The 24,860-nt window shown below is 38.3% G+C and carries 23 protein-coding genes and 1 pseudogene; 20 read left to right on the top strand and 4 right to left on the bottom strand.

Going from position 1 to position 24,860, the window contains the following annotated elements; translation table 11 throughout:
* The first annotated feature begins 8 nt into the window (after positions 1-8).
* From ICJ55_RS01520 to gntR, 3 genes are all read left to right on the top strand, one after another.
* Positions 9-992: an aldo/keto reductase gene (locus ICJ55_RS01520; protein WP_244141784.1), complete on the top strand. Its 984-nt coding sequence runs from the start codon at positions 9-11 to the stop codon at positions 990-992.
* Positions 993-1,117: 125 nt separating this feature from the next.
* Complete coding sequence (locus ICJ55_RS01515; protein WP_188157036.1) at positions 1,118-2,278, top strand: XylR family transcriptional regulator; 1,161 nt, start codon at positions 1,118-1,120, stop codon at positions 2,276-2,278.
* Between the two features lie 74 nt (positions 2,279-2,352).
* Positions 2,353-3,348 carry a gluconate operon transcriptional repressor GntR gene (gntR, locus tag ICJ55_RS01510; protein ID WP_188157035.1) on the top strand — a complete coding sequence of 332 codons (996 nt, stop codon included), beginning with the start codon at positions 2,353-2,355 and terminating at the stop codon, positions 3,346-3,348.
* Between the two features lie 44 nt (positions 3,349-3,392).
* Here the strand turns inward: gntR and ICJ55_RS01505 are convergent, their stop codons facing one another.
* On the bottom strand, positions 3,393-3,908 hold the full coding sequence (locus ICJ55_RS01505) for a gluconokinase (RefSeq protein WP_188157034.1): 516 nt from the start codon (positions 3,906-3,908) through the stop codon (positions 3,393-3,395).
* Between the two features lie 187 nt (positions 3,909-4,095).
* Between ICJ55_RS01505 and ICJ55_RS01500 the strand changes: the two genes are divergently transcribed.
* The 6 genes and pseudogenes from ICJ55_RS01500 to ICJ55_RS01475 all read left to right on the top strand — a co-directional run.
* A complete protein-coding gene (locus ICJ55_RS01500) occupies positions 4,096-5,445 on the top strand; it encodes a GntP family permease (protein WP_188157033.1) in 1,350 nt (449 codons plus the stop codon).
* A gap of 156 nt (positions 5,446-5,601) precedes the next feature.
* Positions 5,602-7,047, top strand: a complete 1,446-nt coding sequence (locus ICJ55_RS01495) for an NAD-dependent succinate-semialdehyde dehydrogenase (RefSeq protein ID WP_188157032.1) — start codon at positions 5,602-5,604, stop codon at positions 7,045-7,047.
* Positions 7,048-7,263: 216 nt separating this feature from the next.
* A complete protein-coding gene (locus ICJ55_RS01490; protein WP_188157031.1) occupies positions 7,264-11,256 on the top strand; it encodes a YadA family autotransporter adhesin in 3,993 nt (1,330 codons plus the stop codon).
* Positions 11,257-11,339: 83 nt separating this feature from the next.
* Positions 11,340-11,861 carry a hypothetical protein gene (locus ICJ55_RS01485; protein WP_188157030.1) on the top strand — a complete coding sequence of 174 codons (522 nt, stop codon included), beginning with the start codon at positions 11,340-11,342 and terminating at the stop codon, positions 11,859-11,861.
* Positions 11,862-11,902: 41 nt separating this feature from the next.
* Positions 11,903-12,214: a hypothetical protein gene (locus ICJ55_RS01480; protein WP_188157029.1), complete on the top strand. Its 312-nt coding sequence runs from the start codon at positions 11,903-11,905 to the stop codon at positions 12,212-12,214.
* A gap of 1,095 nt (positions 12,215-13,309) precedes the next feature.
* A pseudogene (locus ICJ55_RS01475) lies at positions 13,310-14,215 on the top strand (IS256 family transposase, variant Zn-binding type); the annotation flags it as partial.
* Positions 14,216-14,359: 144 nt separating this feature from the next.
* Here ICJ55_RS01475 and rfaD read toward each other — a convergent pair.
* Both rfaD and def read right to left on the bottom strand, forming a co-directional pair.
* The gene (gene rfaD / locus ICJ55_RS01470) at positions 14,360-15,292 is read right to left on the bottom strand and encodes an ADP-glyceromanno-heptose 6-epimerase (protein ID WP_188157028.1); all 933 of its coding nucleotides are present in this window, start codon (positions 15,290-15,292) and stop codon (positions 14,360-14,362) included.
* 94 nt (positions 15,293-15,386) lie between these two features.
* Positions 15,387-15,899 carry a peptide deformylase gene (gene def / locus ICJ55_RS01465; RefSeq protein ID WP_188157027.1) on the bottom strand — a complete coding sequence of 171 codons (513 nt, stop codon included), beginning with the start codon at positions 15,897-15,899 and terminating at the stop codon, positions 15,387-15,389.
* Positions 15,900-15,986: 87 nt separating this feature from the next.
* On the opposite strand from def, the gene dprA reads away from it, so the two are divergent.
* The 9 genes from dprA (at position 15,987) to ICJ55_RS01420 (ending at position 23,479) form a co-directional block, all read left to right on the top strand.
* On the top strand, positions 15,987-17,126 hold the full coding sequence (gene dprA, locus ICJ55_RS01460) for a DNA-processing protein DprA (protein WP_188157026.1): 1,140 nt from the start codon (positions 15,987-15,989) through the stop codon (positions 17,124-17,126).
* 123 nt (positions 17,127-17,249) lie between these two features.
* Positions 17,250-17,663 (top strand): preprotein translocase subunit SecE, encoded by a 414-nt coding sequence (gene secE, locus ICJ55_RS01455; RefSeq protein ID WP_188157025.1) that lies wholly within the window; start codon positions 17,250-17,252, stop codon positions 17,661-17,663.
* A gap of 1 nt (position 17,664) precedes the next feature.
* Entirely contained in the window at positions 17,665-18,228 is a 564-nt protein-coding gene (gene nusG / locus ICJ55_RS01450) for a transcription termination/antitermination protein NusG (RefSeq protein ID WP_188157024.1), read from the top strand.
* A gap of 127 nt (positions 18,229-18,355) precedes the next feature.
* Complete coding sequence (locus tag ICJ55_RS01445; protein ID WP_188157023.1) at positions 18,356-19,822, top strand: alkaline phosphatase; 1,467 nt, start codon at positions 18,356-18,358, stop codon at positions 19,820-19,822.
* A gap of 170 nt (positions 19,823-19,992) precedes the next feature.
* Entirely contained in the window at positions 19,993-20,421 is a 429-nt protein-coding gene (rplK, locus tag ICJ55_RS01440) for a 50S ribosomal protein L11 (RefSeq protein ID WP_188157022.1), read from the top strand.
* A 4-nt stretch (positions 20,422-20,425) separates the two neighbouring features.
* Complete coding sequence (gene rplA, locus ICJ55_RS01435) at positions 20,426-21,115, top strand: 50S ribosomal protein L1 (protein ID WP_188157021.1); 690 nt, start codon at positions 20,426-20,428, stop codon at positions 21,113-21,115.
* A 285-nt stretch (positions 21,116-21,400) separates the two neighbouring features.
* Complete coding sequence (gene rplJ, locus ICJ55_RS01430) at positions 21,401-21,892, top strand: 50S ribosomal protein L10 (protein WP_025235143.1); 492 nt, start codon at positions 21,401-21,403, stop codon at positions 21,890-21,892.
* 55 nt (positions 21,893-21,947) lie between these two features.
* Positions 21,948-22,313 carry a 50S ribosomal protein L7/L12 gene (gene rplL / locus ICJ55_RS01425; RefSeq protein ID WP_005621166.1) on the top strand — a complete coding sequence of 122 codons (366 nt, stop codon included), beginning with the start codon at positions 21,948-21,950 and terminating at the stop codon, positions 22,311-22,313.
* Between the two features lie 236 nt (positions 22,314-22,549).
* On the top strand, positions 22,550-23,479 hold the full coding sequence (locus tag ICJ55_RS01420) for a Fic family protein (protein WP_279611696.1): 930 nt from the start codon (positions 22,550-22,552) through the stop codon (positions 23,477-23,479).
* A gap of 211 nt (positions 23,480-23,690) precedes the next feature.
* Here the strand turns inward: ICJ55_RS01420 and ICJ55_RS01415 are convergent, their stop codons facing one another.
* Positions 23,691-23,876, bottom strand: coding sequence for a helix-turn-helix domain-containing protein (locus tag ICJ55_RS01415; RefSeq protein WP_244141783.1), 186 nt, complete (start codon positions 23,874-23,876; stop codon positions 23,691-23,693).
* Between the two features lie 213 nt (positions 23,877-24,089).
* Between ICJ55_RS01415 and ICJ55_RS01410 the strand changes: the two genes are divergently transcribed.
* Together ICJ55_RS01410 and ICJ55_RS01405 are read left to right on the top strand one after the other, a co-directional pair.
* Positions 24,090-24,536, top strand: a complete 447-nt coding sequence (locus ICJ55_RS01410) for a hypothetical protein (RefSeq protein WP_188157020.1) — start codon at positions 24,090-24,092, stop codon at positions 24,534-24,536.
* Positions 24,536-24,784, top strand: a complete 249-nt coding sequence (locus ICJ55_RS01405) for a hypothetical protein (protein WP_188157019.1) — start codon at positions 24,536-24,538, stop codon at positions 24,782-24,784. The genes ICJ55_RS01410 and ICJ55_RS01405 overlap by 1 nt, the downstream gene beginning before the upstream one ends.
* Positions 24,785-24,860: the final 76 nt, after the last annotated feature.

Below are 24,860 nucleotides of genomic sequence, written 5' to 3'. Positions count from 1 at the left end.
CGGAGGTTATGATGCAACAACGTCGATTTGGTAAAACCAACAAAATGGTTTCAGAAATTGGCTTAGGCACTTGGCAGCTTGGTACGAAATGGGGAGACCCTTTTAATCATCAAGAGGCAATGGCAATTTTGGAAACCGCTTATGAGCAAGGCATCAATTTTATTGATACTGCTGATGTGTATAACAATGGGCAAAGCGAGAAAGCCATTGGCGAAATCCTGAAAAAATATCCTGACTTTTTCTATGTGGTAACCAAGTGTGGGCGAGCGTTAAATCCACACACTGCCGAAATGTACACGCCGCAAGCTATCGAAAAGTTTGTTGAGGGTAGTTTAAGCCGTTTAGGTACAGAAAAGTTAGATATGATTTTGCTCCATTGCCCGCCAACCTCGGTGTATCGCAATGATGAGATTTTTGCGAAATTGGAACAGCTTAAGTCTAGTGGAAAATTAATCGACTACGGTGTGAGTATCGAAACTGTAGAAGAAGGCTTGCTGGCAATGGGCTACGATATTGCCGCAATGGAAGTGATCTTCAATATGTTCCGTTTAAAACCATTGGAGGAACTTTTCCCAACCGCACAGCAGAAAGATGTAGGAATTATTGCTCGAGTGCCGCTTGCAAGCGGTTTACTCACAGGCAGATACAACGCAAATACTGCTTTTGGTAAAGATGATCATCGTACTTTTAACCGCAATGGCGAAGCTTTTGATAAAGGCGAAACCTTTTCGGGTGTGGATTATCAACTTGGTTTACAAGCGGTGGAGGAACTGAAAGTCCTATTCGGCACGGAAGATTTAATTCCTTTCGTCCTACGTTGGGTGTTGATGAATGAAGCGGTTAGTACAGTAATCCCGGGTGCAAGTAAGGTTTCACAAGTGATTACTAACGCCGCCGTAGATAACTTCCCGCCGCTCACTGAAAATGAAATGCAAAAAGTTCAAGAGATTTATAACCGCTTAATCCGTCCAAGCGTGCATCATTTGTGGTAGAACTTAACAATTAGAACGAAAAGCAGGCGAGATAAATTATCTAGCCGGCTTTTCTTTTTTTATCTTCTTTGATTAAGCAATCATTTTCTTTTATAGTTAGCCCTAAACCGACACTTGGAGGCTAAATGATAGAGAAATACCATAAAGTTGCCCTACTTTTTAATGCTAACAAAGTTTATGATCGTGGAGTTATGCAAGGCATCGGGCAGTTTATTCAAGCATCGCAATGTTCGTGGGATATTTTTGTAGAAGATGATTTTGTTTATCACAAAAACACGATAGAAAGCCTCTCAATTGACGGTATTATTGCTGATTTTGACGATCCTGAAACCGTTGAACTACTAAAAGGTATTGATGTACCGATTGTAGGGGTGGGGGGCTCTTATCAAAATCCTGACTTTTACCCCAAAGTGCCTTATGTCGCAACCGATAACTATGCCTTGGTGGAAGCCGCTTTTTTGCACTTAAAGCAAAAAGGGATTAATCAGTTTGCCTTTTACGGTTACCCTGCGGAAACGGAAAAGCATTGGGCGATAGAACGCCAAAATGCCTTTATTCAGTTGATGGAAAAATATGAACATCAGCCAATTTGTTATATGGGAGAGCAAGCCCACTCTGATAATTGGTTTGAGTTACAAGAAAAATTAGGCGACTGGCTACAGAAATTACCGCTGCATACAGGCATTATTGCCGTAACCGATGCTCGAGCCAGACATTTACTTCAAACCTGCGAACATCTCAAAATTGCGGTACCTGACCAGCTTTGTGTTATTGGCATTGATAATGAAGAGCTGATCCAATATCTCTCTCGTGTTTCCCTCTCTTCCGTTACACAGGGCACAACGCAAATTGGTTACCACGCTGCAAAATTACTTTATCGCAAATTGAATGATTTGCCTGTTTCCACGAAACCAATTTTAATTCCACCGATGAATGTGGAAGAGCGGCGTTCGACCGACTACCGTTCTTTACAAGATCCGCTAGTGATTCAGGCTATGCACTTTATTCGCCATCGAGCTTGTCAGGGGATCAAGGTTGAGCAAGTGTTGGATCATCTGAAAATTTCTCGCTCTAACCTTGAGCAGCGTTTTAAAGAGGAAATGAATAAAACTATTCATCAAGTTATCCACGAGGAAAAGCTGGCTCGAGCAAAATATATGCTCAAATTTACCGATATTTCTACCCAAGAGATTGCTAATGTGTGCGGATATCCTTCCCTACAGTATTTCTATGCGGTATTTAAAAAAGAATTTGGCAAAACCCCAAAAGAGTTTCGGGAAGAGTAGCTACAAGCGGTCGTTTTTGTGCAAAATTTTGCATATAATGAGCCACATTTGATTTATCCCTCAACATATTCTAAATGACCAAACATAAACGTCCTACTTTGCAAGACATTGCCTCCCATCTTGGTATTACCAAAATGACTGTTAGCCGTTTTTTGCGTGATCCGAATACGGTAGCGAAAGAGACCGGAGAACGCATTGCACAAGCGATAGAGCAGTTTGGTTATATTCCGAATCGTGCCCCAGATATTCTCTCCAATGCCAAAAGTAGAGCAATTGGTGTGCTTGTTCCTTCACTCACGAACCAAGTTTTTGCGGATGTAATTAAAGGCATTGAACAAATTACCGACCAAGCTGGTTACCAGACAATGCTTGCTCACTACGGTTATAGCGAAGAAAAGGAAGAGAAGCGGATTGAGTCACTGCTTTCCTATAATATTGATGGCATTATTCTCTCGGAAAATCACCACTCTGCCCGTACGCTAAAAATGCTGGAAGTGGCTCGAATTCCTGTGATTGAGATAATGGAATGTGAAGGCGGTATTCAACAAGCGGTCGGATTTGACAATATTTCTGCAGCACAAGCGATGGTGGAAACGATGATCAATCGAGGCAGCCGCCACATTGCCTATTTCGGGGCGAGAATGGATAAACGCTCTCAGCTTAAAATGCAGGGCTACGAGCAGGCGATGCAAAAACACGGTTTGACACCATTGAATATCACGACAGAAGAACATTCCTCTTTTACGCTTGGAGCAGAACAACTCCGTCAAGCTCTCGCACTACAACCACAACTAGATGGTGTGTTCTGCACCAATGACGACTTAGCTATTGGAGCATTATTTGAATGCCAACGTTTAGGCATTGCAGTGCCTGAGCAGATTAAAATTGCCGGTTTTCACGGACACGATGTTGGGCAATCCCTCACTCCGCAACTTGCGAGCGTGATTACCCCTCGTCTGCAAATGGGCAGAGTGGCAGCACAGGAACTGTTAGACCGCATTCACGGCATACCGCAACAAAGCCCGATTATCAATTTAGGGTATCAGATCCATTTGGGAGAAAGTGTGTAGCAAGCGTTTGTGCAAATTTTTTTGTAATTTAGACCGCTTGTATCTTAAATCAAGGGTTTTACAGCCTCTACACATCTCTCCACTACCTCCTCAAAACTGCCGTCAATATCAATAAAGATCACATCAGGCTCGTCAGCTTGTGGAATTTCGAGGGTGTTAAACTGGCTTTGCAGCATTTCAGGTTTCATAAAATGCCCTTTACGTTGCTTCATTCGCTCTAATACCAACTCAAATGAGCCGTGCAGGAATAAAAATTTTACATCAGCATTGCCTTCACGGATTTGATCACGATATTTTTTCTTGAGTGCTGAGCAGACAATAATTCCTTTCTCACTCTTCTGTTCAAGACTGAATGCCGCATCGTTAATTCTCTCTAACCAAGGATGGCGGTCATCATCATTTAGCGGTGTACCACTTGCCATTTTCACTATGTTCGCACGAGGGTGAAGATCATCCCCATCAATCAATTTTAACCCTAATTTCTGTGCAACAGCCGTGCCGACAGAGGTTTTCCCTGTACTGGAAACCCCCATTAAGATAAATGCTTTTCCTTGAGACATTTGTCTGCTCCTATGTTATCGGTAACTTCTATTTGGGTTTAATTTAGCAGTTTAAAACGAAAAATCATCTGCTATTTATGCAAAATTTGAAGTAGATCACAAATTTAAAATAAAAAATAACGACTTATTTACAAGTTTGGTTTTTATCGTTATGTTACCGATAACAATTTGTTGTGGAGAAAATAGTATGTTACTTTTCATTATGTTTGCCGCAATTTTATTATTGCTGGTCTTAATTATTAAATTTAAGGTTCACGCCTTTGTAGCCTTGATTATTGTGAGTTTACTCACGGCATTAGCTGCAGGTATTCCTGTTGATAAAATCTTGCCAACGTTACTGAATGGCTTTGGCGGTACGCTTGCTTCTGTTGCATTGTTGGTGGGATTGGGAGCAATGATTGGTCGCTTGCTTGAAATCACGGGTGGTGCAAAAGTATTAGCAGACACGCTTATCAATAAATTCGGTAAAGAGAAAGCACCATTTGCATTGGGTGTAGCCTCATTGCTATTCGGTTTCCCGATTTTCTTTGATGCAGGTTTAGTCGTAATGTTGCCGATTATTTTTAGCGTCGCGAAGCAGTTCGGTGGTTCAGTGCTACGTTATGCCTTCCCGTCTGCAGGGGCATTTGCGGTAATGCACGCATTCCTTCCTCCTCACCCAGGTCCGGTTGCTTCGGGCGATCTACTTGGTGTAAATATGGGGCTATTGGTATTAGTGGGTTTAGTTTGTGCAATTCCAACTTGGTACATTGGTACTTATATGTTCAGCCAATTTATCAGCAAACGTATTCACGTTGATTTGCCAAAAGCATTTTTGAACGGCTTATCTGCAAATGAAATGGCAGTACAAAATCCACCGAGCTTCGGTAAAGTGCTGACGGTACTATTACTGCCAATTATCTTAATTTTGTTTGATACAGGCTTGAACACACTTTCCGTTGCAAAAGTCGTGGACGGTAACGAACTTTGGGTGCAAAGCCTACGTTTAATTGGAAAAACACCTGTAGCATTATTAATTACCTTAATTGTGGCGATTATGTTGCTGCGTGATAACCGTAGCTTCGATCAAATTGAGAAAATTTGTAATAACGCACTTGGTCCAATTTGTTCTATCGTGCTAGTAACAGGTGCTGGAGGTATGTTTGGTGGCGTGTTGCGTGCAAGTGGCATTGGCGATGTATTATCTGAAATGATGGCAGATACCGGAATGCCGATTGTTGTTGCAGCCTTTATTATTGCAACAGTGTTCCGTGTGGCACAAGGTTCTGCAACTGTTGCTTTAACGACAACGGCGGCATTAATTGCTCCAATGGTGGCAGCTGCAACAGATTTAAGCCAGTTTGATCTTTGCTTTATCGTGATTTCAATCGCTTCAGGTGCAACCGTTCTTTCTCACGTAAACGATTCAGGCTTCTGGCTGATGAGTCGCTTCCTTGAAATGGACGAAAAAACCACCCTCAAAACCTGGACAATGCTAGAAACCTCAATTGGTTTAACCGGTTTTGCTTGTGCGTTGATTGGTAGCTGGTTGCTCTAATTTAACTCTTACAAGCGGTCGATTTTCTTCATAATCTTGCAATATAGATAAGAAAATCGACCGCTTGTTTTTTTATATAACTATTGTAATTTTCTCTTTAATTGGAGTAGATTATAGACGTTCCGTTCTATTTTTAATCATTTAATAGGGGTGATTATGTCAAATAACAACTTTTCTTTACTGGACTTTAGAGCCTATATCAATGGGGAGTTTGTCGAAGGTAAGAGAACCTTTGATGTTACCAATCCAACTACTGGCGAATTAATCGGCAAGGTTGCAGATTTAGATGTAGAAGATGCTCGCTTAGCGATTGAAAAAGCGGTTATCGCACAGAAAAAATGGCAGGCACTATTACCAAAAGAAAAATCAACGATTTTACGCAAATGGTTTGATCTGATTATTCAAAACAAAGAAGAACTGGCTCAAATTTTGAGTTTGGAACAAGGCAAGCCAATCACTGAAAGCCGTACTGAAATTACCTACGGAGCAAGTTTTGTTGAGTTTTATGCGGAAGAATGTAAACGAATTTATGGTGATGTATTACCGCAAGATAGGACTGATCATCGCTTAATGGTCATCAAACAACCTATCGGTGTAGTAGCTGCAATTACTCCTTGGAATTTTCCAAATGCAATGATTACCCGAAAAGCCGCTCCGGCACTAGCAGCGGGCTGTGCAATAGTCTTTAAACCCGCAGCAGAAACGCCACTTTCTGCTATCGCTTTAGCAAAATTAGCCGAGCAGGCAGGAATTCCAGCGGGTGTGTTTAACATTGTTACTGCTGAGAAATCGGAAGAGATTGGTAAGGAGTTAACCACTAATTCAAGTGTGAGAAAAGTAACCTTTACGGGTTCAACCCGTGTGGGTAAGATTTTAATGGAGCAATCGGCAAGTACCGTTAAAAAATTAGCCCTAGAATTGGGGGGCAATGCTCCAGCAATCGTGTTTGACGATGCAGATTTAGATAAAGCTGTTGAAGGCGTATTTGCCTCAAAATTCCGTAATGCAGGACAAACCTGTGTTTGTGCTAACCGTATTTATGTGCAAGCGGGTATTTATGAGCAATTTCTTGCAAAATTCCAACAAAAAGTCGAGCAAATTAAACTCGGAGCTCCAACCGATCCAAATGTTACAATGGGGGCACTGATTAGCAAACGAGCTCTTGAAAAAGTGGAAGATCATATTGAAAATGCTCTTTCTCTCGGTGCGGAGTTAGTAATAGGCGGTAAACGCTACGAGCTTGGAGGTACTTTTTTCCAGCCAACTATCCTGAAAAATGTAACTCAAGAAATGAAAGTTGCTCGAGAGGAAACCTTTGCTCCACTTGCTCCAATCTTTAAATTTAAGACAGAAGAAGAGGTTGTTCAGTGGGCAAATGATACCGAGTTTGGTTTAGCGTCGTATCTCTTTAGTGAAAATCTTTCACGAATTTGGCGAGTGTCTGAACAGTTAGAATACGGTATTGTTGGCATAAATGAAGGACTGATCAGCAACGAAATTGCCCCATTCGGTGGGGTCAAAGAGTCCGGCATCGGACGAGAAGGTTCGAAATATGGGCTAGATGAATTTTTAGAAATAAAATATCTTTGTATTAAGATTTAAGTTGACCTGCTTTTAATTATTATAAATGGTACACAAACAACCTCTCTAGAGTAGAAAATTGACAAATTTTTACTCTAGAGAGGTTGTTTTTTTATTTTTTCATAGTTGAGACAATTAAAATGTAAATTAATTAAATTTATAATGCTGATTGAATACAAATTTATTAAAATTAACTTAGTTATTCTTTATATTATAATAGATTTAGGAAAATTGTATATGAAATCTTATACGTTCAACTGTTCTCCGCACAGTGTGGCTTCTCTTCTTCTTACTCTTCTGATTTCAAGCTCAGCGTATGCTAACAGCTATTCTGCCGGTAACGGGCAGGCTTTAGGCACAAATTCTACGGCTATTGGGCAAGGTAGTTATACTACTTCAACTAATGGTGTTGCTATAGGACATAATGCTATTGCAACAGGTGAAGGAATGAATCGAGAGCAGTTTGCCAAACGCCGTGAAGCGGTTGCAGATATTGAACGTCAAATTGGTGAAAAACAGAAAGAAATTAGCAATATTGATGCTCAACTTTACTCTATTCAAAGCTTAATTGATGGTATTGAACGCCGTATCACTGATATTAATCAACGTCAAATTGCTGTTGCTCGTTTACTTGAGCAGCAGGCCACCCTACAAAAACAAAGAGAAACTATTGAAAATAATTTAAGTGATCAGCAAAACCAATTAACCCAAGCGAATGATGCCTATAACCGTGTATCAAAAGATAGTCGTGGTGATAGTTTATACTCAGATTTTGATAAAGTATTAAGAACATTAGATTGGTCTCAGCTTAATCAAGCTAACGGTAGAGAAACTTTAACAACCGTGTTAAAGAATAAAATTGAAAATGAATTTACGGATTTAGCAGGGCAATATACTGAGCAGCAATATCGGGCGTTAATTGATGGATATATTAATCGTAATAATAGCGCAGGTATTGCCGAACAGTATTTAAGAGAACAATTGGGTGAGACTTTTCAATACATTAATACTCATAGTAAAAAATACGCAGCATACATAAAAATGATGGATGATTACGAAGAGGCCTTGAGACAATATAGGGAAGATCTGAAGGAATATTACAAACAAAAGGAAGAATATGATCGTAATCCAGATTATGTTTCTGAGCCAATATTCCCTAGTGAACCTATGGAACCATATGACCCTAGTATTGGCACTCAGCATCACGCATTTTATATTACAGATTTATCTCGTATAGATAGAGAAATTCTTACACGTCAATTTGATTCGAACAAACAATATGACGCAGTTAGTGTAATTGGTGATTTTTTTAATAGTCTTAACCCTGATCAGTATAGTCATTCCTACAGTTCTTTTACTCACAGAGGTGGAGACTCTCTATTATTAGATTTATATTTCTCTTTTTCTTCATTAAAAGAAAATAGTTTAGTAAATGTTATGATTAATGATATGTATCCGGTGACGCGTATAAGTATTCATGAAAAATTTAATTTACCTAGTTTGTTTTTACCGCCTTTAAAAGAAAATCATTACTCGAGACTAAAGCATAGTGAATTGAATTATTTATTGAATCTAGATGGTGGGGCATATGTTTCAAATGTAATCCAAATATTAAAGGCTTTTTCTAAAAATAATGCTTTTTCAGAGGATGATGTAATTAGTCTTAATCGTTATATTAAGAGTGTTAATGATACGTATGGTGCAATTGATTTTGAGAGGGATGAATGGTTTTTTGATTTGGTAGGGTATAAGGAGAACTGGGATAAAGTAAAAGCTTATAGTGAAGCTATAAATCAGTATATTACAGGGCTTGAAGAATTGAAAAGAGAACAGTCGAAGCCATTAGGAGAGCAAAATAATCAACGTATTGATGAACTGAATGCTCAATTATTAGAGGATAGAAACACTATTGTGGAAGGGGTAGGTGATAAGCGTAATTTCTCGCAATGGATTGTTGATAAATTAACTATCAACAAAGAAGTTATTGAAAGAGAATTTGCTGAATATTTACCACGAATACAAGAGTTTTATAATCATGTAGATAAACGCATTAGAACTTATGACTCTACTGATCCGATTATTGTGGCAACCAAAACAAAATCGGAAGAATTAAAGAGAGCGGTGACAGAGGCTCAAAATAAGGTAAATAGTACACAGAACGAGATTAACCAGCTTATCGACCAAATTGCTAGTTTAGGTTTGTCTCCAGATGATGAAACCCTAGCAGATCGCAAGCGAGAGCAAGAACAACTGTTAAATCAGCGTCAAGGTGAACTAGTATTACAACGCCAAGAGCTAGTAGGCAAACAAACCGAATTAGAACAGTTAAACAAAAATTTAGCTAATTCATCAATAGCGAATATTGGCGAAAATTCAATAGCAGAAGGAGCCAATGCCTTTGCTTCAGGCAAAAATGCAATTGCGGATGGTGTTAATGCTCTAGCAATTGGCGAGAATGCCATCGCACAAGGAAATAATGCTCAAGCATTAGGTAAAGATTCAACAGCACAAGGTACAAATGCCGTTGCAGTAGGAGAAAACGCTACAGCAGAAGGTGCTAACGTTAAAGCATTGGGTAAAAACTCAACGGCACAGGGTGCAAACGCTGTAGCTAAAGAAGAAAATGCGACTGCAACAGGTGCTAATGCTCAAGCGTTAGGCAAAAATTCAACGGCACAGGGTGCAAACGCAGTCGCAGCCGAAGAAAATGCAACAGCAACAGGTGCGAATGCTCAAGCCTTAGGTAAGAACTCTACGGTCCAGGGTGCAAATGCAGTCGCAGCCGAAGAAAATTCAACAGCAACAGGTGCTAATGCTCAAGCGTTAGGCAAAAATTCAACGGCACAGGGTGCAAATGCAGTCGCAGCCGAAGAAAATGCAACAGCAACAGGTGCTAATGCTCAAGCGTTAGGCAAAAATTCAACGGCACAGGGTGCAAACGCTGTAGCTAAAGAAGAAAATGCGACTGCAACAGGTGCTAATGCTCAAGCGTTAGGCAAAAATTCAACGGCACAGGGTGCAAACGCTGTAGCTAAAGAAGAAAATGCGACTGCAACAGGTGCTAGTGCTCAAGCGTTAGGCAAAAATTCAACGGCACAGGGTGCAAACGCTGTAGCTAAAGAAGAAAATGCGACTGCAACAGGTGCTAATGCTCAAGCGTTAGGCAAAAATTCAACGGCACAGGGTGCAAACGCTGTAGCTAAAGAAGAAAATGCGACTGCAACAGGTGCTAATGCTCAAGCGTTAGGCAAAGATTCAATTGCTTTAGGAAATAATGCAGTTTCAGCTGAGCAAAGGGCAATGGCGTTAGGAATTAATACTCAAGCCTTAGGCTCAGCCTCGACAGTGTTGGGAAATGAGGCAGTGGCAACGAAAGAGAACGCAACGGTATTAGGACAAAATGCAGCAGCGTTGGCTAGTGGTTCTGTGGCATTAGGGCAAGGCTCGTTAGCAACGGCAGAAAATGAGGTTTCTGTCGGTAATGAAGTAACTGGTTTGAAACGTAAGATAAACAATGTGTCGAACGGATTAATTAGTGATACAAGTAGTGAAGCAGTAACAGGTCAGCAGCTTTATGGTGTTGCTCAAATTTTAGGTGCAGTTGTAACATCAAATGGTTTGTTAGATGCAGAATTTGAATATTACGAGCAAGGTGATGCGAAGAAAACCAAGAATGTTAAAACCGCTATTAAAGCAGTTTCACAAAATAACCGTTATGCTTCAGTAAATAGCACAGGAAATGCAGCTTCGGCAAAAGGCAATGAAAGTGTAGCTATTGGTGGAAATAGTGCTGCGTTAGGGGCAAATAGTGTTGCTATGGGTTCAGGCTCTGTAGCATTGAGCGATAATGAATTTTCCGTGGGTAATTCACAAGTGGGCTTATCTCGCCGTATTACGAATGTTGCCGATGGGGTTGCAGATAATGATGCAGCAACAGTTGGTCAATTAAATCGTGGTATTGCAGGTGTTGAGAGCAAACTACAAAAAGCGGAAAAACGTTTAAGTGGTGGTGTGGCAGGTGCATATGCCGCTGCGAGTTTAGTGAATGCATCATTGGCAGGTGATAATATGCTCTCTGTTGGGACAGGTACTTATAACGGCTCAACTGCACTTGCTGTGGGTTATTCTAAAGTATCTGATAATGGTAAAATACATTTAAAACTACTTGGTTCAGCGAATAATCAAGGTGAAGTGGGCGGTGGTGCTTCCGTTGGCTTTAAATTTAAGTAATTTGCAAAAATTGAGTAATTTTAACCGCTTGTAAGCCTGCAAATGAGGCAGGCTTACTTTATTTATGAAATATTGAGGTAGTAATGAAATTTTTACATAAACCGCTAATTTGTGCGTTTTTATCTTTTGGAATACTTACATCGGCAGTCGCAAATATTGATGAATCTGCAGTATTTAAACGTTATGAACAGGCTAAATTAAAATTAGCCTATGAGGGGGAAGTCGGCGATTTACTCCAATTGGCGTCAAATCGTTTAAATATTGGCTATTTAAGTTATAAAATTGACCCAAATAAGAAGGTTAAATTTAATAATAGCACACCAATTACAGTTAAAAATCTAATTGAAGATCTCCAAAAACAAGTGCCAGATGTGGTTATCCAGTTTGAAAAAGTGGGCTCGACCGTGTTTATAAGTGCAGTAAATAAACAGTCACAGCTGAAATTAAAGCAGGATCAATTTATTAGCGAAGCAATCTTTGAAGAAGAGACAAATACCGAGACTCCTGTCGTTCAGCCTCCAGAAGGTAATCAAATAGAAGTCATTTTAGATAATGAAGTGAAAGAAAATTCGGCTCCAGAGGTAAATGAAGAAAAAAAGCCATAATTGATGGTCAAGTTCAATCGGAATCACCTGAGGCGAAAGCATTGAATGAGATCATCAATCGGGCAACCGACAAAAAGGTGATAGCAAAATACAAAAAGAAAAAAGAACCGAAGTATAAGCTAACTAAAAAAGAATTCGATAGCTTAGAAAGCGTAAAAGTTACGCGAATCGGTACGTTCTTATTGTTTAATAAAGACACGGATACAGCCCAGTTTAAATTAAATGGAAAATTTGAAAAAATAGCTCAATTCGGAAACGTAATTGCTATTTCACATGAAAAAGTAATTGCTCCCAAAGTAATTGAGATAGAGTTTGAAGGTAAAAAATTAGTGCTTAATAGAAGCACTAAGTAAAAAATAATAGTGCCTCTTTTTAAGAGGCATTATTTTTAGGTATAATAGAAAAAAGTGTTGGTAAAAAGTGGATTAAAGCTTTATAATAGAAAGTTTTAATCCGATTTTTTGAATTATAAACAAAAAAATGTTCTTTTCTGCCCCAAATCGACCATATATAAGCATGTTAAGAAAAATAAAACTCAACGTTACAAATGCCCTTCCTATAATAAAAATTTAATAAAAAAATTAGATCCAATATCTATTTGAATTGGCTACACTTGCGAAAAACAAGCTTACACATAACCTACTGTATAAATATCATTATTTAGTTAGAATAATTCAACGATATATTGAAACACTTCTAAGAATAAATTAAATCTTCCTAAAAATAAAAAATGAAATATTTTGATGGATATCATATTTTATCATTTTGGTTTTTGTATTTTAAGTTTGATGGATAGCAATATCAAAAAGCTATTGCTCATTACACAGTTAAAACAGAAAAAGATATTTACTAAAAAATAACTTTAAATCGACTACGAGAAAAAGGTTGTGTAATGCAATTAGTTATGAAATGTATTATAGGTTGTTAAATGGGCTTTTTGGAATACCTGACACAAATGTGTCATTTTAATATGATTGCGATAAGAAAGCTTCAGAATGAAGTATAAATCGGCAGAAAGAAGAGGATATAAAAATATTAGTGAATAAATAAAAGTATGAAGAATGCGTTTTATAAATCATTAAACTTATGGTATGTAAAAGATTTTTTTAATGAATGCTCAGAATATCCAAATGATAAGAAGCTATTATCCTTATAAACACTGATAATTAAGAGGAGTTTATGCAAGTTTGAACACTATCAAGATTATTTACTTTTGAGAGACATTAACATCTAAATATAGAAAAGATAACAAATAGGATAAAACATACGATCCTCCTTTTTGTTTAGATTGACTTTAGGAACTCATATTCTAAATGGGAAACTCTCTCTTTTTAGAGTGAGTTATCAGAGGCATAGTAGACAAAAGTGTTGGTAAAAAGTGGGTTAAAACCTTATAGTACAAGGCTTTAACCCACTTTGTTGAATTATGAACAAAAAATTGTCCTTTCTGCCAAAAATCGACTATACATAAACATGGTAAGAAAAATAACACTCAACGTTACAAATGCACTTCTTGTAATAAAACTTTCAGCTTTAATAAAAAATTAGATCCAATATCCATTTGGATTGATTACACATCAGGAAAACAAACCTACAAACAACTTGCCGATAAATATCATTGTTCAGTCAGAACAATTCAAAGATATATTGAAAAATCCCCTAAAAATAAATTAAACCTTCCCCAAAATAAAAAATTAAATAGTGTGATGGATACGACATTCTTTCATCGTGATTTTGGTATTTTAGTTTTGATGGATAGTAATATTAAAAAAGTCATTGCACATTACACCGTTAAAACCGAGAAAGATATTTACTACAAAACTGCTTTAAATCGACTACGAGAGAAAGGCTATATAATTCAATCGGTTACTTGTGATGGTCGGCGTAGACTGTTAAAAGATGTTTTTGATACACCAACTCAAATGTGTCAATTTCATATGATTGCGATTGTGATGAGAAAGCTCAGAATAAAACATAAATCGGTTGCAGGAAAAGAATTAAAAATAATCGTAAAAACGCTAACAAAAAGCACGAAAAATACATTTTATAAAACATTACACTTATGGTATTTAAAACATCAGGATTTTTTAAATGAACGATCAGAATATCCGAATGAAAAAGGTTATTATCCTTATAAACATAGAGAAGTAAGGGGAGCTTATGCGAGCTTGAAACGCTATCAAGATTATTTATTTTCGTTTGAGAAACATCCACATCTCAATATAGAAAAGACAACCAATAGAATAGCAAGTCTATTTAAGGAACTTAAACAGAAATTAAGTAATCATAATGGATTAACAAAAAAACATAAGGTTATGTTTATAAAGGATTTTTTAAATAAAAAGAGTTGGTAATGATGAATAAAAATAATCAAAACCAACACTTTTGTCTACTATGCCTTATCAGATCGGGTTTGATCTTCTATAAATTAAGAAAAATAATCAAAACTAGAACATTTTATCTATGATGCTTATTCTTATGTGTTATGTAATCTGAGATTAGCTCTTTAGGTTCAACCACTCCATATACTCCGCAGTGCCTTCTGCCACAGTTTTAAATTTACCTGTATAGCCGGCTGAACGGAGGTTGGTTAAATCCGCTTGGGTGAATGTTTGGTAGCGGGATTTTAAGTGATCCGGGAATGGGATTGTTTCAATCTCGCCTCTGCCGTGGTATTTAATTACTGCATTAGCTACTTCTTCAAAAGATTCCGCTTTGCCTGTGCCGAGGTTGAAAATGCCTGATACACCATTTTGCCACGCCCATAAATTTACTTTTGCCACATCTTCCACATAAACAAAATCACGCAAAAACTGCTCAGAACCTTCAAATAATTTCGGGTTTTCACCTTTTAACATTTGGTTGTTAAGGTGAAACGCTACACTTGCCATTGAGCCTTTGTGTTGTTCGCGAGGTCCGTAAACGTTGAAATATTTGAAGCCACAGACAGGCGATTCAGTTTCCGACAAAATGCGACGAACATACTCATCAAATAGGAATTTTGAATAACCATAAGCATTTAACGGACTTTCAAATTCACGTTTTTCGATGAAATTATCAGAGCGTCCACCGTAAGTTGCAGCACTTGAGGCATAGAAAAACGGAATTTGTCGATCCAGGCAGAAATGCAATAACTCTTTTGAATATTCGTAGTTATTTTGCATTAAGTATTTGCCATCCCACTCGGTGGTTGCCGAGCAAGCACCTTGATGGAAAACCGCATCAATCTCGCCAAAATCATCACCAGCAATAATAGAAGCAATAAAATCTTCTTTATCGCAGTAGTCGGCAATATCTAAATCCACTAAATTGATAAATTTTTCGCCATTTTTCAGGTTATCTACCACTAAAATATCTCTACGACCGATTTCATTTAACGCTTTGATAATATTGCTGCCGATCATTCCGGCACCACCGGTTACGATAATCATTTTTCTATCCTTTTTAACTGTTCAACTTTATTTATTATGGTTTTATTGCATTGAATTTGCAAATTTTTACGCTTTTTTAACCGCTTGTAGATACTTATTTTGCTCTCGCAATCTGCTTTTTCAGCTTCTGCATTTTTTCTTTAATGCGTTGGCGTTTGAGAGCGGAAATATGATCCACGAATAGTACACCATTTAGGTGGTCGATTTCGTGTTGAATGCAAATGGCGAATAAGTCGTCTGCCTCAAAGATAATTTCCTCGCCTTTACGGTTTAAGGCTTTCACTTTTAATTTTTCTTTGCGTGGCACTAGGGCACGGTGTCCTGGAATGGAGAGGCAGCCCTCTTCAATACCTGTTTCGCCACTACTTTCTAATATTTCAGGGTTGATGAGAACCACTTGGTTGGTTTTATCGCCTTCAATATCAATGGTAATTACACGTTTTAATACGCCGACCTGCGGTGCCGCTAAGCCGATACCTTCATGTTCGTACATTGTTTCAAACATATCATCAATAAAACGATTTAATTCTTCATCAACCTGTTCTACAGGTTCGCACATTGTTGCAAGCCCTTCATCAGGGTAGAGTACAACCTCTAATACAGCCATTTTTGTGATCTCTCTCGAAAAGTTTAAAAAATTCGTTTGGCTATTCTAAACCTTTTCTTATTATTAGGGAAATGTTGAGGAATAAAAATGGCACATCAATACAATTTATTACGATTATTGCAAGTTCCACAGTTTGGAGCACAGCGAATTGGGCGATTATTGAATGAAGTTGATTTTGCTCAATTTTGCGATTATGACAAAGTGCAGCTTAAACAAATGGGCTGGAACGAAAAGCAAATTCAACGTTGGTTTAATCCGGATAAAAATTGGATTGAGCAATCCCTTACTTGGGCGGAGCAAGAAAATCAACGAATTATCACGTTGTTTGATGACGATTATCCATTTCTTTTACGCCAAATTTCTACCGCACCGCCGCTTCTTTATATAAAAGGAATGGCAGAAAGCCTTTCGTTACCACAAATTGCGATTGTAGGCAGTCGAGATTATTCCCCTTACGGTGAATATTGGGCAGGGCAATTTGCCGAACAACTCACTCAACATAATCTAGCCGTAACCAGCGGATTAGCAATTGGCATTGATGGTTTTGCCCATAAAAAAGTGGTTGAACAGCAAGGCATCACCATTGCGGTTTTGGGGAGTGGTTTAAATCAGGTTTATCCTGCTCGGCATAAAAAATTAGCGGAGCAGATTGTGGATTTAGGTGGTGCGTTGGTGTCAGAGTTTTCACCCAATCAACCACCGATGGCAGAAAATTTTCCTCGCCGCAATCGGATTATCAGTGGTTTATCACTCGGCACGTTGGTAATTGAAGCAACTATCAATAGCGGATCATTGATTACTGCTCGCTATGCGTTGGAGCAAGGGAGAGAAGTTTTTGCCTTACCGAATGCGGTGCAAAACCCGTATGCTCAAGGTTGCCATAAATTAATTAAAGAAGGGGCGTTGTTAGTGGAAACTGTCGCAGATATTTTAGAAGCTATTAGTCATCAATACCAACCACAGCAAATCTCTTTATTTGATAAGCCTTCACTATCAGTAAGTAAGCCTTTACAAGCGGTTGAAAAAGAGAAATTTTTTGCAAAAGATTTGCCAAATCTGACCGCTTGTCAGCAGCAAATTTATCAACATATTAACCTAGACCCGATTTCTATTGATGATTTAGCAAAAGCAGTAGAAATGCCGATAGAAGCCCTTTTGGTGGAATTGTTAGGGTTGGAATTATTAGGTGTGATTAGACAGGTAAGTGGAGGCTATGTGGTAAGCTGATCGCTTTTTAAAAGAAATTTAGCGAAAAATGTATAAAAGATCGTGGCAACTTTTGTAGAAAATGATAGAATTTGACGCTTTAAAAATAAATGTTCGATTTTTTTATTCATTTTTAGGTTATATATGGCTACTGAGATTAAAACAAAGTCCCTTGAACAAGTTGAACAAAAAGGGTCAAAAAGTAAAGGTGTGAATACCGTATTATGGGTGTTATCTATTGCACTTTTAGTGGTTGCAGCGGTAGGAAATACTTATTTTGCATCACACTTTTCATTAATTGTTCGAGTGCTTTTATTAGTGGTTTTATTGGTTGGAGCAGTAGCACTTGCAGCTATTACTAATCAAGGTCAAAAAGCAATTCATTTTATAAAAGATTCTCGTACAGAGCTTCGCAAAATTATTTGGCCAACTCGCTCTGAAGCAACACAAACCACGTTAATCGTACTTGCGATGTGTGTAGTTGTCGCGTTAGTGCTATGGGGTATTGATTCAATTATTGTGGCATTAATTACATTTTTAACAAATTTAAGGTTCTAAAATGAGTGAAGTAGAAGTAAAAGAGAGCAGCTCAAAACGCTGGTACGTATTACAAGCATTTTCAGGTTTTGAAAACCGTGTGGCAGTAACATTACGCGAATACATCAAACTTCATAAAATGGAAGAGCAGTTTGGCGAAGTATTAGTGCCAACCGAAGAAGTAGTGGAAAATGTGGGTGGGAAACGCCGCAAAACGGAACGTAAATTCTTTCCGGGCTATGTGTTAGTAGAAATGGAAATGAACGATGATACCTGGCACTTAGTAAAAAGTGTTCCGCGTGTAATGGGCTTTATTGGCGGTACGGCGGATCGTCCTGCACCAATTACCAAGCGTGAAGCAGATCGCATTCTAAACCGTGTTCAAGAAACTGCAGAAAAACCACGCCACAGAAAAGAGTTCCAACCGGGCGAGAGCATTCGCGTTACCGATGGACCGTTTGCAGACTTTACTGGTACGGTTGAAGAAGTGGACTACGAAAAAGGTCGCTTGAAAGTTTCTGTATCGATTTTCGGTCGTGCAACACCGGTTGAGCTTGAATTTGGTCAAGTTGAGAAACAGTCTTAATTTAGATAAATTGATTGAAAACCTCGCAAATGCGGGGTTTTATTTTTTTATCATTTGTTGTCATTAAAGTGTCATAAATATTGAATAGAATTTGTGGCGGTAACACCACAGCCTATGAGAGGACTTTATGAAAAAACTAGCTCAATTAACTTTTTCCGCTATTGCTGCGTTCTGCTTTATGGCGTCAGCTAATGCACAGCAAGCGGTCAAAAATACACAAGATTCTGCAAAAGCGAGAAATGTGATTTTATTGATTAGTGATGGTGCAGGAATGCAAACTTGGAATGCTGCCAGTTATTATCGACACGGTACATTAGGCAAGGAAGTCTATGATAAGTTTGGGGTAAAAGTATTCGCTTCAACCCACTCATTAAATACCTCAAAGCAAGCAACAAAAACCGCTGAAGGTACGATAAAATTTGATTCGGCAAAATTATGGGGAAACCAAAAATCAAACAATATATTTAAAGGCAGTTTGGGTAATTATGATGGCTATTTCAATGGCTACGATTATGCCAGAGCCGATGCAACCGATAGTGCCGCTGCGGCAACAGCACTTGCTACGGGTTATAAAACCTACAACAATGCAATTAATTGGTCGAATGATGATATTCGGTTAAAACATATTGGCGAATATGTGGTAGAAAGTGGTCGCTCGTTAGGTGTTGTGAGCTCAGTGCAATGGAGTCACGCAACACCAGCCGGTTTCTTAGCCCATAACCAAAGCCGCAATAATTATGCAGAAATCGCCAAAGAAATTGTGGATTCAGGCTTGGCAACAGTTGTGATGGGAGCAGGGAATCCTTACTTTGATGAAAATGGAAAATCTGTTGAGCCTAAAGATGACAAGGCTTTCCGATTTGTTGGCGGTAAAGAAACTTGGGAGAAATTAATTTCAGGGCAGACAGACTATCACTTTATTGAAAAGAAAGATGATTTCATTGCTCTTGCAGAAAAACGCCTTGATTTGGGCTCAAAATCAAAAGTATTAGGCACAACTCAAACTGCTTCTACCATACAGTTTAGTCGTAAAGGTCAAACAGGCGGAGGCTTGCTTGATAACCAACCTGATTTACCAACAATGACTAAGGGGGCGTTAAATGTAGTCAGCCAAAATCCAAACGGGTTCTTTTTAATGGTAGAAGGCGGTGCGGTTGACTGGGCAGCTCACGCCAATAATTTACCGCGTTTGATTGAAGAGCAAATTGATTTTAATCTTGCGGTTGAAGCAGTGGTAGAATGGGTAGAGAAAAACAGTTCTTGGGACGAAACCTTAGTGATAGTAACTACTGATCACGGCAACGGCTTACTCGCAGGTCCTGATTCTGATGTTAATCCTTACTCGCCAATTATCAATCAAGGGGCAGGAGCATTGCCACTGGTTCGTTGGCACACAGACAACCATACCCGTGAACTTGTACCGGTTTATGCCAACGGTGTTGGGGCAGATTTCTTCCATAAAATTGCTCGCAAAGAACCGAATTTAGGACGAGTGTATAAAGTTGCTGAAGAGAGCAGTAAATATATCGACAATACCCACATTTTTGATGCAACCGCAGATGCACTAGGTATTAAAACGGATAAAGTGAAATAACAAGCGGTTCATTTTCATTGATTTTTTGCAAAATAGAAAATTTGCTTGAAAAACGATCGCTAACTCATTATAATATTGCCCTCATACGAGCCGTTTGGCTCGTATTTTTATGTAAAACAACCACAGGGGAGCTGATTTCAGCGTTATCACCCACAATAAAGGAAATTAAAATGGCAAAAAAAGTCCAAGCCTACGTTAAACTGCAAGTTGCAGCGGGTATGGCTAACCCATCACCACCAGTTGGTCCTGCATTAGGTCAACAAGGTGTTAACATCATGGAATTCTGTAAAGCATTCAACGCTCGTACTGAGAGCTTAGAAAAAGGTTTACCAATTCCAGTTGTTATCACTGTATATGCAGATAAATCTTTCACATTCGTTACCAAAACTCCACCGGCAGCAGTATTACTGAAAAAAGCGGTAGGTATCAAATCTGGTTCTGGTAAACCGAACAAAGATAAAGTGGGTACAGTAACTCAAGAGCAAATCCGTCAAATTGCTGAAACTAAAGCAGCTGATATGACAGGTGCAACTATCGAAAGCAAAATGAAATCAATCGCTGGTACAGCTCGTTCAATGGGCTTAATCGTAGAGGAATAATACAATGGCTAAATTGACTAAAAAAATGAAAGCAATTAAAGCTGGCGTAGATTCTACTAAAGCTTATGACATCAACGAAGCAGTTGAAGTGTTAAAAAAATTCGCAACAGCGAAATTCGTTGAAAGTGTTGATGTTGCAGTAAACTTAGGTATCGATCCTCGTAAATCAGACCAAAACGTACGTGGTGCAACAGTTTTACCACACGGTACAGGTCGTACGGCACGTGTTGCGGTGTTCACTCAAGGTGCTAACGCAGAAGCAGCGAAAGCAGCGGGTGCTGATTTAGTGGGTATGGAAGATCTTGCAGAGCAAATCAAAAAAGGCGAAATGAACTTTGATGTTGTTATCGCTTCACCGGATGCAATGCGTGTTGTAGGTCAATTAGGTCAAGTATTAGGTCCACGTGGCTTAATGCCAAACCCGAAAGTAGGTACTGTTACTCCAAACGTTGCTGAAGCAGTTAAAAATGCAAAATCAGGTCAGATCCGTTACCGTAATGACAAAAATGGTATTATCCATACCACTATCGGTAAAGCAGATTTCTCAGCTGAACAATTAAAAGATAACTTAAACGCATTATTAGCGGCATTAGTAAAAGCTAAACCGACTACTGCGAAAGGTATCTTCATCAAGAAAGTAAGCATCTCTACAACTATGGGTGCTGGTGTAGCGGTTGATCAAGCTTCACTTTAATTTCTCGTTAGAAGTTAAAACTTTACAGGGTCGCACATTATCTGTATAATTTGCGACCTTAACTTGCGAGAGCAAGCTGATGGTGCTTAGCCTATCTAAGCCCCGTCTAAGACTGTAGGGGTGAAAACTTAATTATCCTACATAGATGGTGAACAGACAGAATTCTCTGCTTCTGTACACCTTAGGCTCAGAAGATTGCAACTTGTTGTAAAACAAGCGGTGATATTTTTGGGATTTTTTGTAAATTCTACTTGAAAGAGTAGAGTGTATCAGGAGCTAAAACCAATGGCATTAAATCTTCAAGACAAACAAGCGATTGTTGCTGAAGTAAACGAAGCTGCCAAAGGTGCACTTTCAGCTGTTGTTGCGGATTCACGCGGTGTAACAGTTGAAAAAATGACTGAGTTACGTAAAGCAGCTCGCGAAGCTGGTGTTACAATGCAAGTAGTACGTAATACTTTATTACGTCGTGCAGTGGAAGGCACAGAATTCGAGTGCTTAACAGATACGTTTACCGGTCCAACTCTTATCGCATTCTCAAATGAACACCCGGGTGCAGCAGCACGTTTGTTCACTGAATTTGCGAAAACAAACAAAGAGTTTGAACTTAAAGGTGCAGCCTTTGAAGGTAAAAGACAAGATGTTGCATTCTTAGCAACATTACCGACTTACGAAGAAGCAATTGCACGTTTAATGGGCACAATGAAAGAAGCTGCGGCAGGCAAACTTGTTCGCACTCTTGCAGCATTACGCGACCAAATGGAAGCAGCTGCTTAATTTTAGCAGTACTTCTTTATTCGTTTAACTTTATTTACTTTAGGAATCGATTGTTATGTCATTAACTAACGAACAAATCATTGAAGCGATTGCTTCTAAATCAGTATCAGAAATCGTTGAATTAATCACAGCGATGGAAGAAAAATTCGGCGTTTCAGCAGCGGCAGCAGTTGCAGCAGCAGCTCCAGCAGCGGCAGCAGCAGAAGAGAAAACTGAATTCGACGTAATCTTAGCAGAAGCTGGTGCAAACAAAGTTGCTGTAATCAAAGCAGTACGTGGTGCAACAGGTTTAGGCTTAAAAGAAGCTAAAGACTTAGTTGAATCAGCACCTGCAGCGTTAAAAGAAGGCATCTCTAAAGGTGAAGCTGAAGCACTTAAGAAAGAATTAGAAGAAGCTGGTGCGAAAGTAGAAATCAAATAATTTTTGATTTAACTTTCCCCGAACTTCAAGTTCAACAAACCCCGATGGAAACATCGGGGTTTTGTGTTTTACCAATAGTTGGATTTTGAGCATTGCAAAAAATTTAGGAAAAACGACCGCTTGTTAGATTTTAATGGATATGTTTAAAAATTATGAAAATTTAAAGATATTTTGTTGATATGTTTATCGGATAAACATATACTGAAAATATGTTTAAATTTTTGAGATTTTTAAAGATGAATGTTTGGAATCCTAAACTAGCTTACAACAATTTACCTGAATTGCCACCACAAGAAGAGTTAGAAACCAAAGCTATTTTAAAGCAAACGATTAGAGCAAGAGCTGCATTGGCGGAATTAAAGCAAGCAGCCGAACTTATACCCAATCAATCTATGTTAATAAATACGCTTCCGATTATGGAGGCGAGAGCAAGTAGTGAAATTGAAAATATTGTTACTACCACAGATAAAATTTTTCAGTCACTACAATTAGAGAGTGATGAGCAAGATTCTGCAACTAAAGAGGCTCTGCAATATAGAAGTGCATTATTTCTAGGTTATGAAAGTTTAAAAAATCGACCGTTCAGTACTCAAACCGCTATTCTTGTTTGTAGCGAAATTAAAGGACGGGAAATGGATATTCGCAAAGTAACCGGGACGGCTTTACGCAATGGTGCTAATGGTGAGGTGATTTATACCCCACCTGAAGGTGAGCAGATTATTCGAGACAAATTAACTAACTGGGAAAAATTTATTCATTATAGTGATGATTTAGACCCGCTTATTATTCTTGCGGTTGCTCATTACCAATTTGAAGCGATTCACCCCTTTATTGACGGTAATGGCAGGACAGGGCGTGTTTTGAATAGCTTATTACTGATTGAAAAAGGTTTACTTCATCTGCCGATTTTATATTTAAGCCGCTATATTATTGAAAATAAAGCGGATTATTATCGCTTATTATTGGAAGTAACCGCACAGCAAAATTGGCAAGATTGGATTATTTATATTTTAAAAGGCATTGAAGAAACGGCAAAGTGGACTGTTGCGAAAATTGAATCGATAAAAGCATTAGCGATAGATACACAGCATTATATTCAGGGTGCTTTACCCCAGATTTACAGCAGAGAATTGGTCGGGATAAATTATTTATTCATCCTAAATTAATGGAGTTGTTAAGAGGTGATAACAATCTCTTTACACCGTATCCTTAAGAGTATATCGTCGGGGCGAAAGATATTTCGCCTCTACAGTTATCCATTATCCTTTTGCAAAAAGTTGAAGAAAAACAACCGCTTGTTTTTTTATTTTTGAATCAAATCATCTACTGAATAATCGCTTTTCAGTAGGTCTATTAGGCTGACGTTTAGGGCGTCGGCTATTTTCCCATCGCATCGATTGAGATGGCTCTTTTCCCTCTTTCCACATCACTAATATAAGCTCGGCTTAGTTCGGCATCAAAAGCTAACGCCTCTTGAGAAATATCCTTTAATCGGCGGATTTTTCTAAGATTATTGGCGAAGGTATGGCGAATTGGATGGATAGTTAGCGTTTCATTTTTCATTCTCCTAGTATTGTTTTTAGGGATAAACCTATCAATTTACTAACGAATGCTAAATGTAGCCTATCGTTTATATCATTCTTCTAATTTCTCGCTAGAATACTTTAAGGAAAATTGAACAAATAAAAATCAATTTTTCAAGGGAGTATACTCCCTTTACTTCCTATTGACATAGGAAGTAAAACATCTCTATTAAACCATTTCTAAGGATTTATTATGTACAAACAATTTCTTAAATCTATTCTATTAACTACTGTTGCGACCTTTTCTCTTTCGACTGTTGTGAATGCAAAGCCTATTCCTAAAAATGTAACATATAATCAAATTTATGATGGTATTGAAGCTAAGGCTTATAAGTTTGACGATTTAGTTGCAGCAGTAAAAAAAGAGCAGCCTAATGTTCTAGGATTTTGGGCTTATCTGTTTTATGAAGGAAAGAAATTTGATGAGGCACATACGCATGCTCAAAAAGCGATTGTTAAAAATGATGCTTTAGGGAAGTTTATTGTAGGAAACTTATATTTGGATGGGTATAAACACAATTCTTCCCGTGAAGGAAGTAAGTTGATAACACAGGCTTGTGTAGATGGTAAGTTGGGACAAAAATTTTCTAAAGTAACTTGGATCGTTAAAATGTGCGATACAGCTCTTGGTAAAGACTAATGGGATTATGTATTATCGCTGGATTTGGATTGTATTTAGCTCAAGGTAAAATACCTGACTTTGAAATCCGCTCGGTGCAAGTCGGAAAAGTGATTGTTGTTTTATGTATTAGTGGTGGATACGCTCTTACTTTGGGAAATGTAGTGACTATTCAAGGTTTAGAAGCAACCATTAATTATGTTGAATGGGGGTTACTATTTCTTAATTTCTATCTTTGCTATCGGCTTTGCAAGCCTATTTTTTGGTAGTAAATTAGCCCAAGACGAAGAGAAAATCCAATAATTTTCCCATAAAAACAAGCGGTCAAATTGTTGTCAAATTTTG

Origin of the sequence: Mannheimia bovis (genome assembly GCF_014541205.1) — a bacterium.
Taxonomy (GTDB): domain Bacteria; phylum Pseudomonadota; class Gammaproteobacteria; order Enterobacterales; family Pasteurellaceae; genus Mannheimia; species Mannheimia bovis.
This window is presented reverse-complemented; position numbering and strand designations above follow the sequence as displayed.

What these genes read in the sequence shown, in the direction of transcription:
- rplJ (WP_025235143.1), top strand. Translation starts at nt 21,401, where the DNA reads ATGGCATTAAATCTTCAAGACAAACAAGCGATTGTTGCTGAAGTAAAC.
- ICJ55_RS01505 (WP_188157034.1), bottom strand. Translation starts at nt 3,908, where the DNA reads ATGTCTCAAGGAAAAGCATTTATCTTAATGGGGGTTTCCAGTACAGGG.
- nusG (WP_188157024.1), top strand. Translation starts at nt 17,665, where the DNA reads ATGAGTGAAGTAGAAGTAAAAGAGAGCAGCTCAAAACGCTGGTACGTA.
- ICJ55_RS01405 (WP_188157019.1), top strand. Translation starts at nt 24,536, where the DNA reads ATGGGATTATGTATTATCGCTGGATTTGGATTGTATTTAGCTCAAGGT.
- rplL (WP_005621166.1), top strand. Translation starts at nt 21,948, where the DNA reads ATGTCATTAACTAACGAACAAATCATTGAAGCGATTGCTTCTAAATCA.
- ICJ55_RS01420 (WP_279611696.1), top strand. Translation starts at nt 22,550, where the DNA reads ATGAATGTTTGGAATCCTAAACTAGCTTACAACAATTTACCTGAATTG.
- rplA (WP_188157021.1), top strand. Translation starts at nt 20,426, where the DNA reads ATGGCTAAATTGACTAAAAAAATGAAAGCAATTAAAGCTGGCGTAGAT.
- ICJ55_RS01520 (WP_244141784.1), top strand. Translation starts at nt 9, where the DNA reads ATGATGCAACAACGTCGATTTGGTAAAACCAACAAAATGGTTTCAGAA.
- rplK (WP_188157022.1), top strand. Translation starts at nt 19,993, where the DNA reads ATGGCAAAAAAAGTCCAAGCCTACGTTAAACTGCAAGTTGCAGCGGGT.
- def (WP_188157027.1), bottom strand. Translation starts at nt 15,899, where the DNA reads ATGGCTGTATTAGAGGTTGTACTCTACCCTGATGAAGGGCTTGCAACA.
- rfaD (WP_188157028.1), bottom strand. Translation starts at nt 15,292, where the DNA reads ATGATTATCGTAACCGGTGGTGCCGGAATGATCGGCAGCAATATTATC.
- ICJ55_RS01515 (WP_188157036.1), top strand. Translation starts at nt 1,118, where the DNA reads ATGATAGAGAAATACCATAAAGTTGCCCTACTTTTTAATGCTAACAAA.
- ICJ55_RS01485 (WP_188157030.1), top strand. Translation starts at nt 11,340, where the DNA reads ATGAAATTTTTACATAAACCGCTAATTTGTGCGTTTTTATCTTTTGGA.
- ICJ55_RS01490 (WP_188157031.1), top strand. Translation starts at nt 7,264, where the DNA reads ATGAAATCTTATACGTTCAACTGTTCTCCGCACAGTGTGGCTTCTCTT.
- dprA (WP_188157026.1), top strand. Translation starts at nt 15,987, where the DNA reads ATGGCACATCAATACAATTTATTACGATTATTGCAAGTTCCACAGTTT.
- ICJ55_RS01500 (WP_188157033.1), top strand. Translation starts at nt 4,096, where the DNA reads ATGTTACTTTTCATTATGTTTGCCGCAATTTTATTATTGCTGGTCTTA.
- gntR (WP_188157035.1), top strand. Translation starts at nt 2,353, where the DNA reads ATGACCAAACATAAACGTCCTACTTTGCAAGACATTGCCTCCCATCTT.
- ICJ55_RS01415 (WP_244141783.1), bottom strand. Translation starts at nt 23,876, where the DNA reads ATGAAAAATGAAACGCTAACTATCCATCCAATTCGCCATACCTTCGCC.
- ICJ55_RS01445 (WP_188157023.1), top strand. Translation starts at nt 18,356, where the DNA reads ATGAAAAAACTAGCTCAATTAACTTTTTCCGCTATTGCTGCGTTCTGC.
- secE (WP_188157025.1), top strand. Translation starts at nt 17,250, where the DNA reads ATGGCTACTGAGATTAAAACAAAGTCCCTTGAACAAGTTGAACAAAAA.
- ICJ55_RS01495 (WP_188157032.1), top strand. Translation starts at nt 5,602, where the DNA reads ATGTCAAATAACAACTTTTCTTTACTGGACTTTAGAGCCTATATCAAT.
- ICJ55_RS01410 (WP_188157020.1), top strand. Translation starts at nt 24,090, where the DNA reads ATGTACAAACAATTTCTTAAATCTATTCTATTAACTACTGTTGCGACC.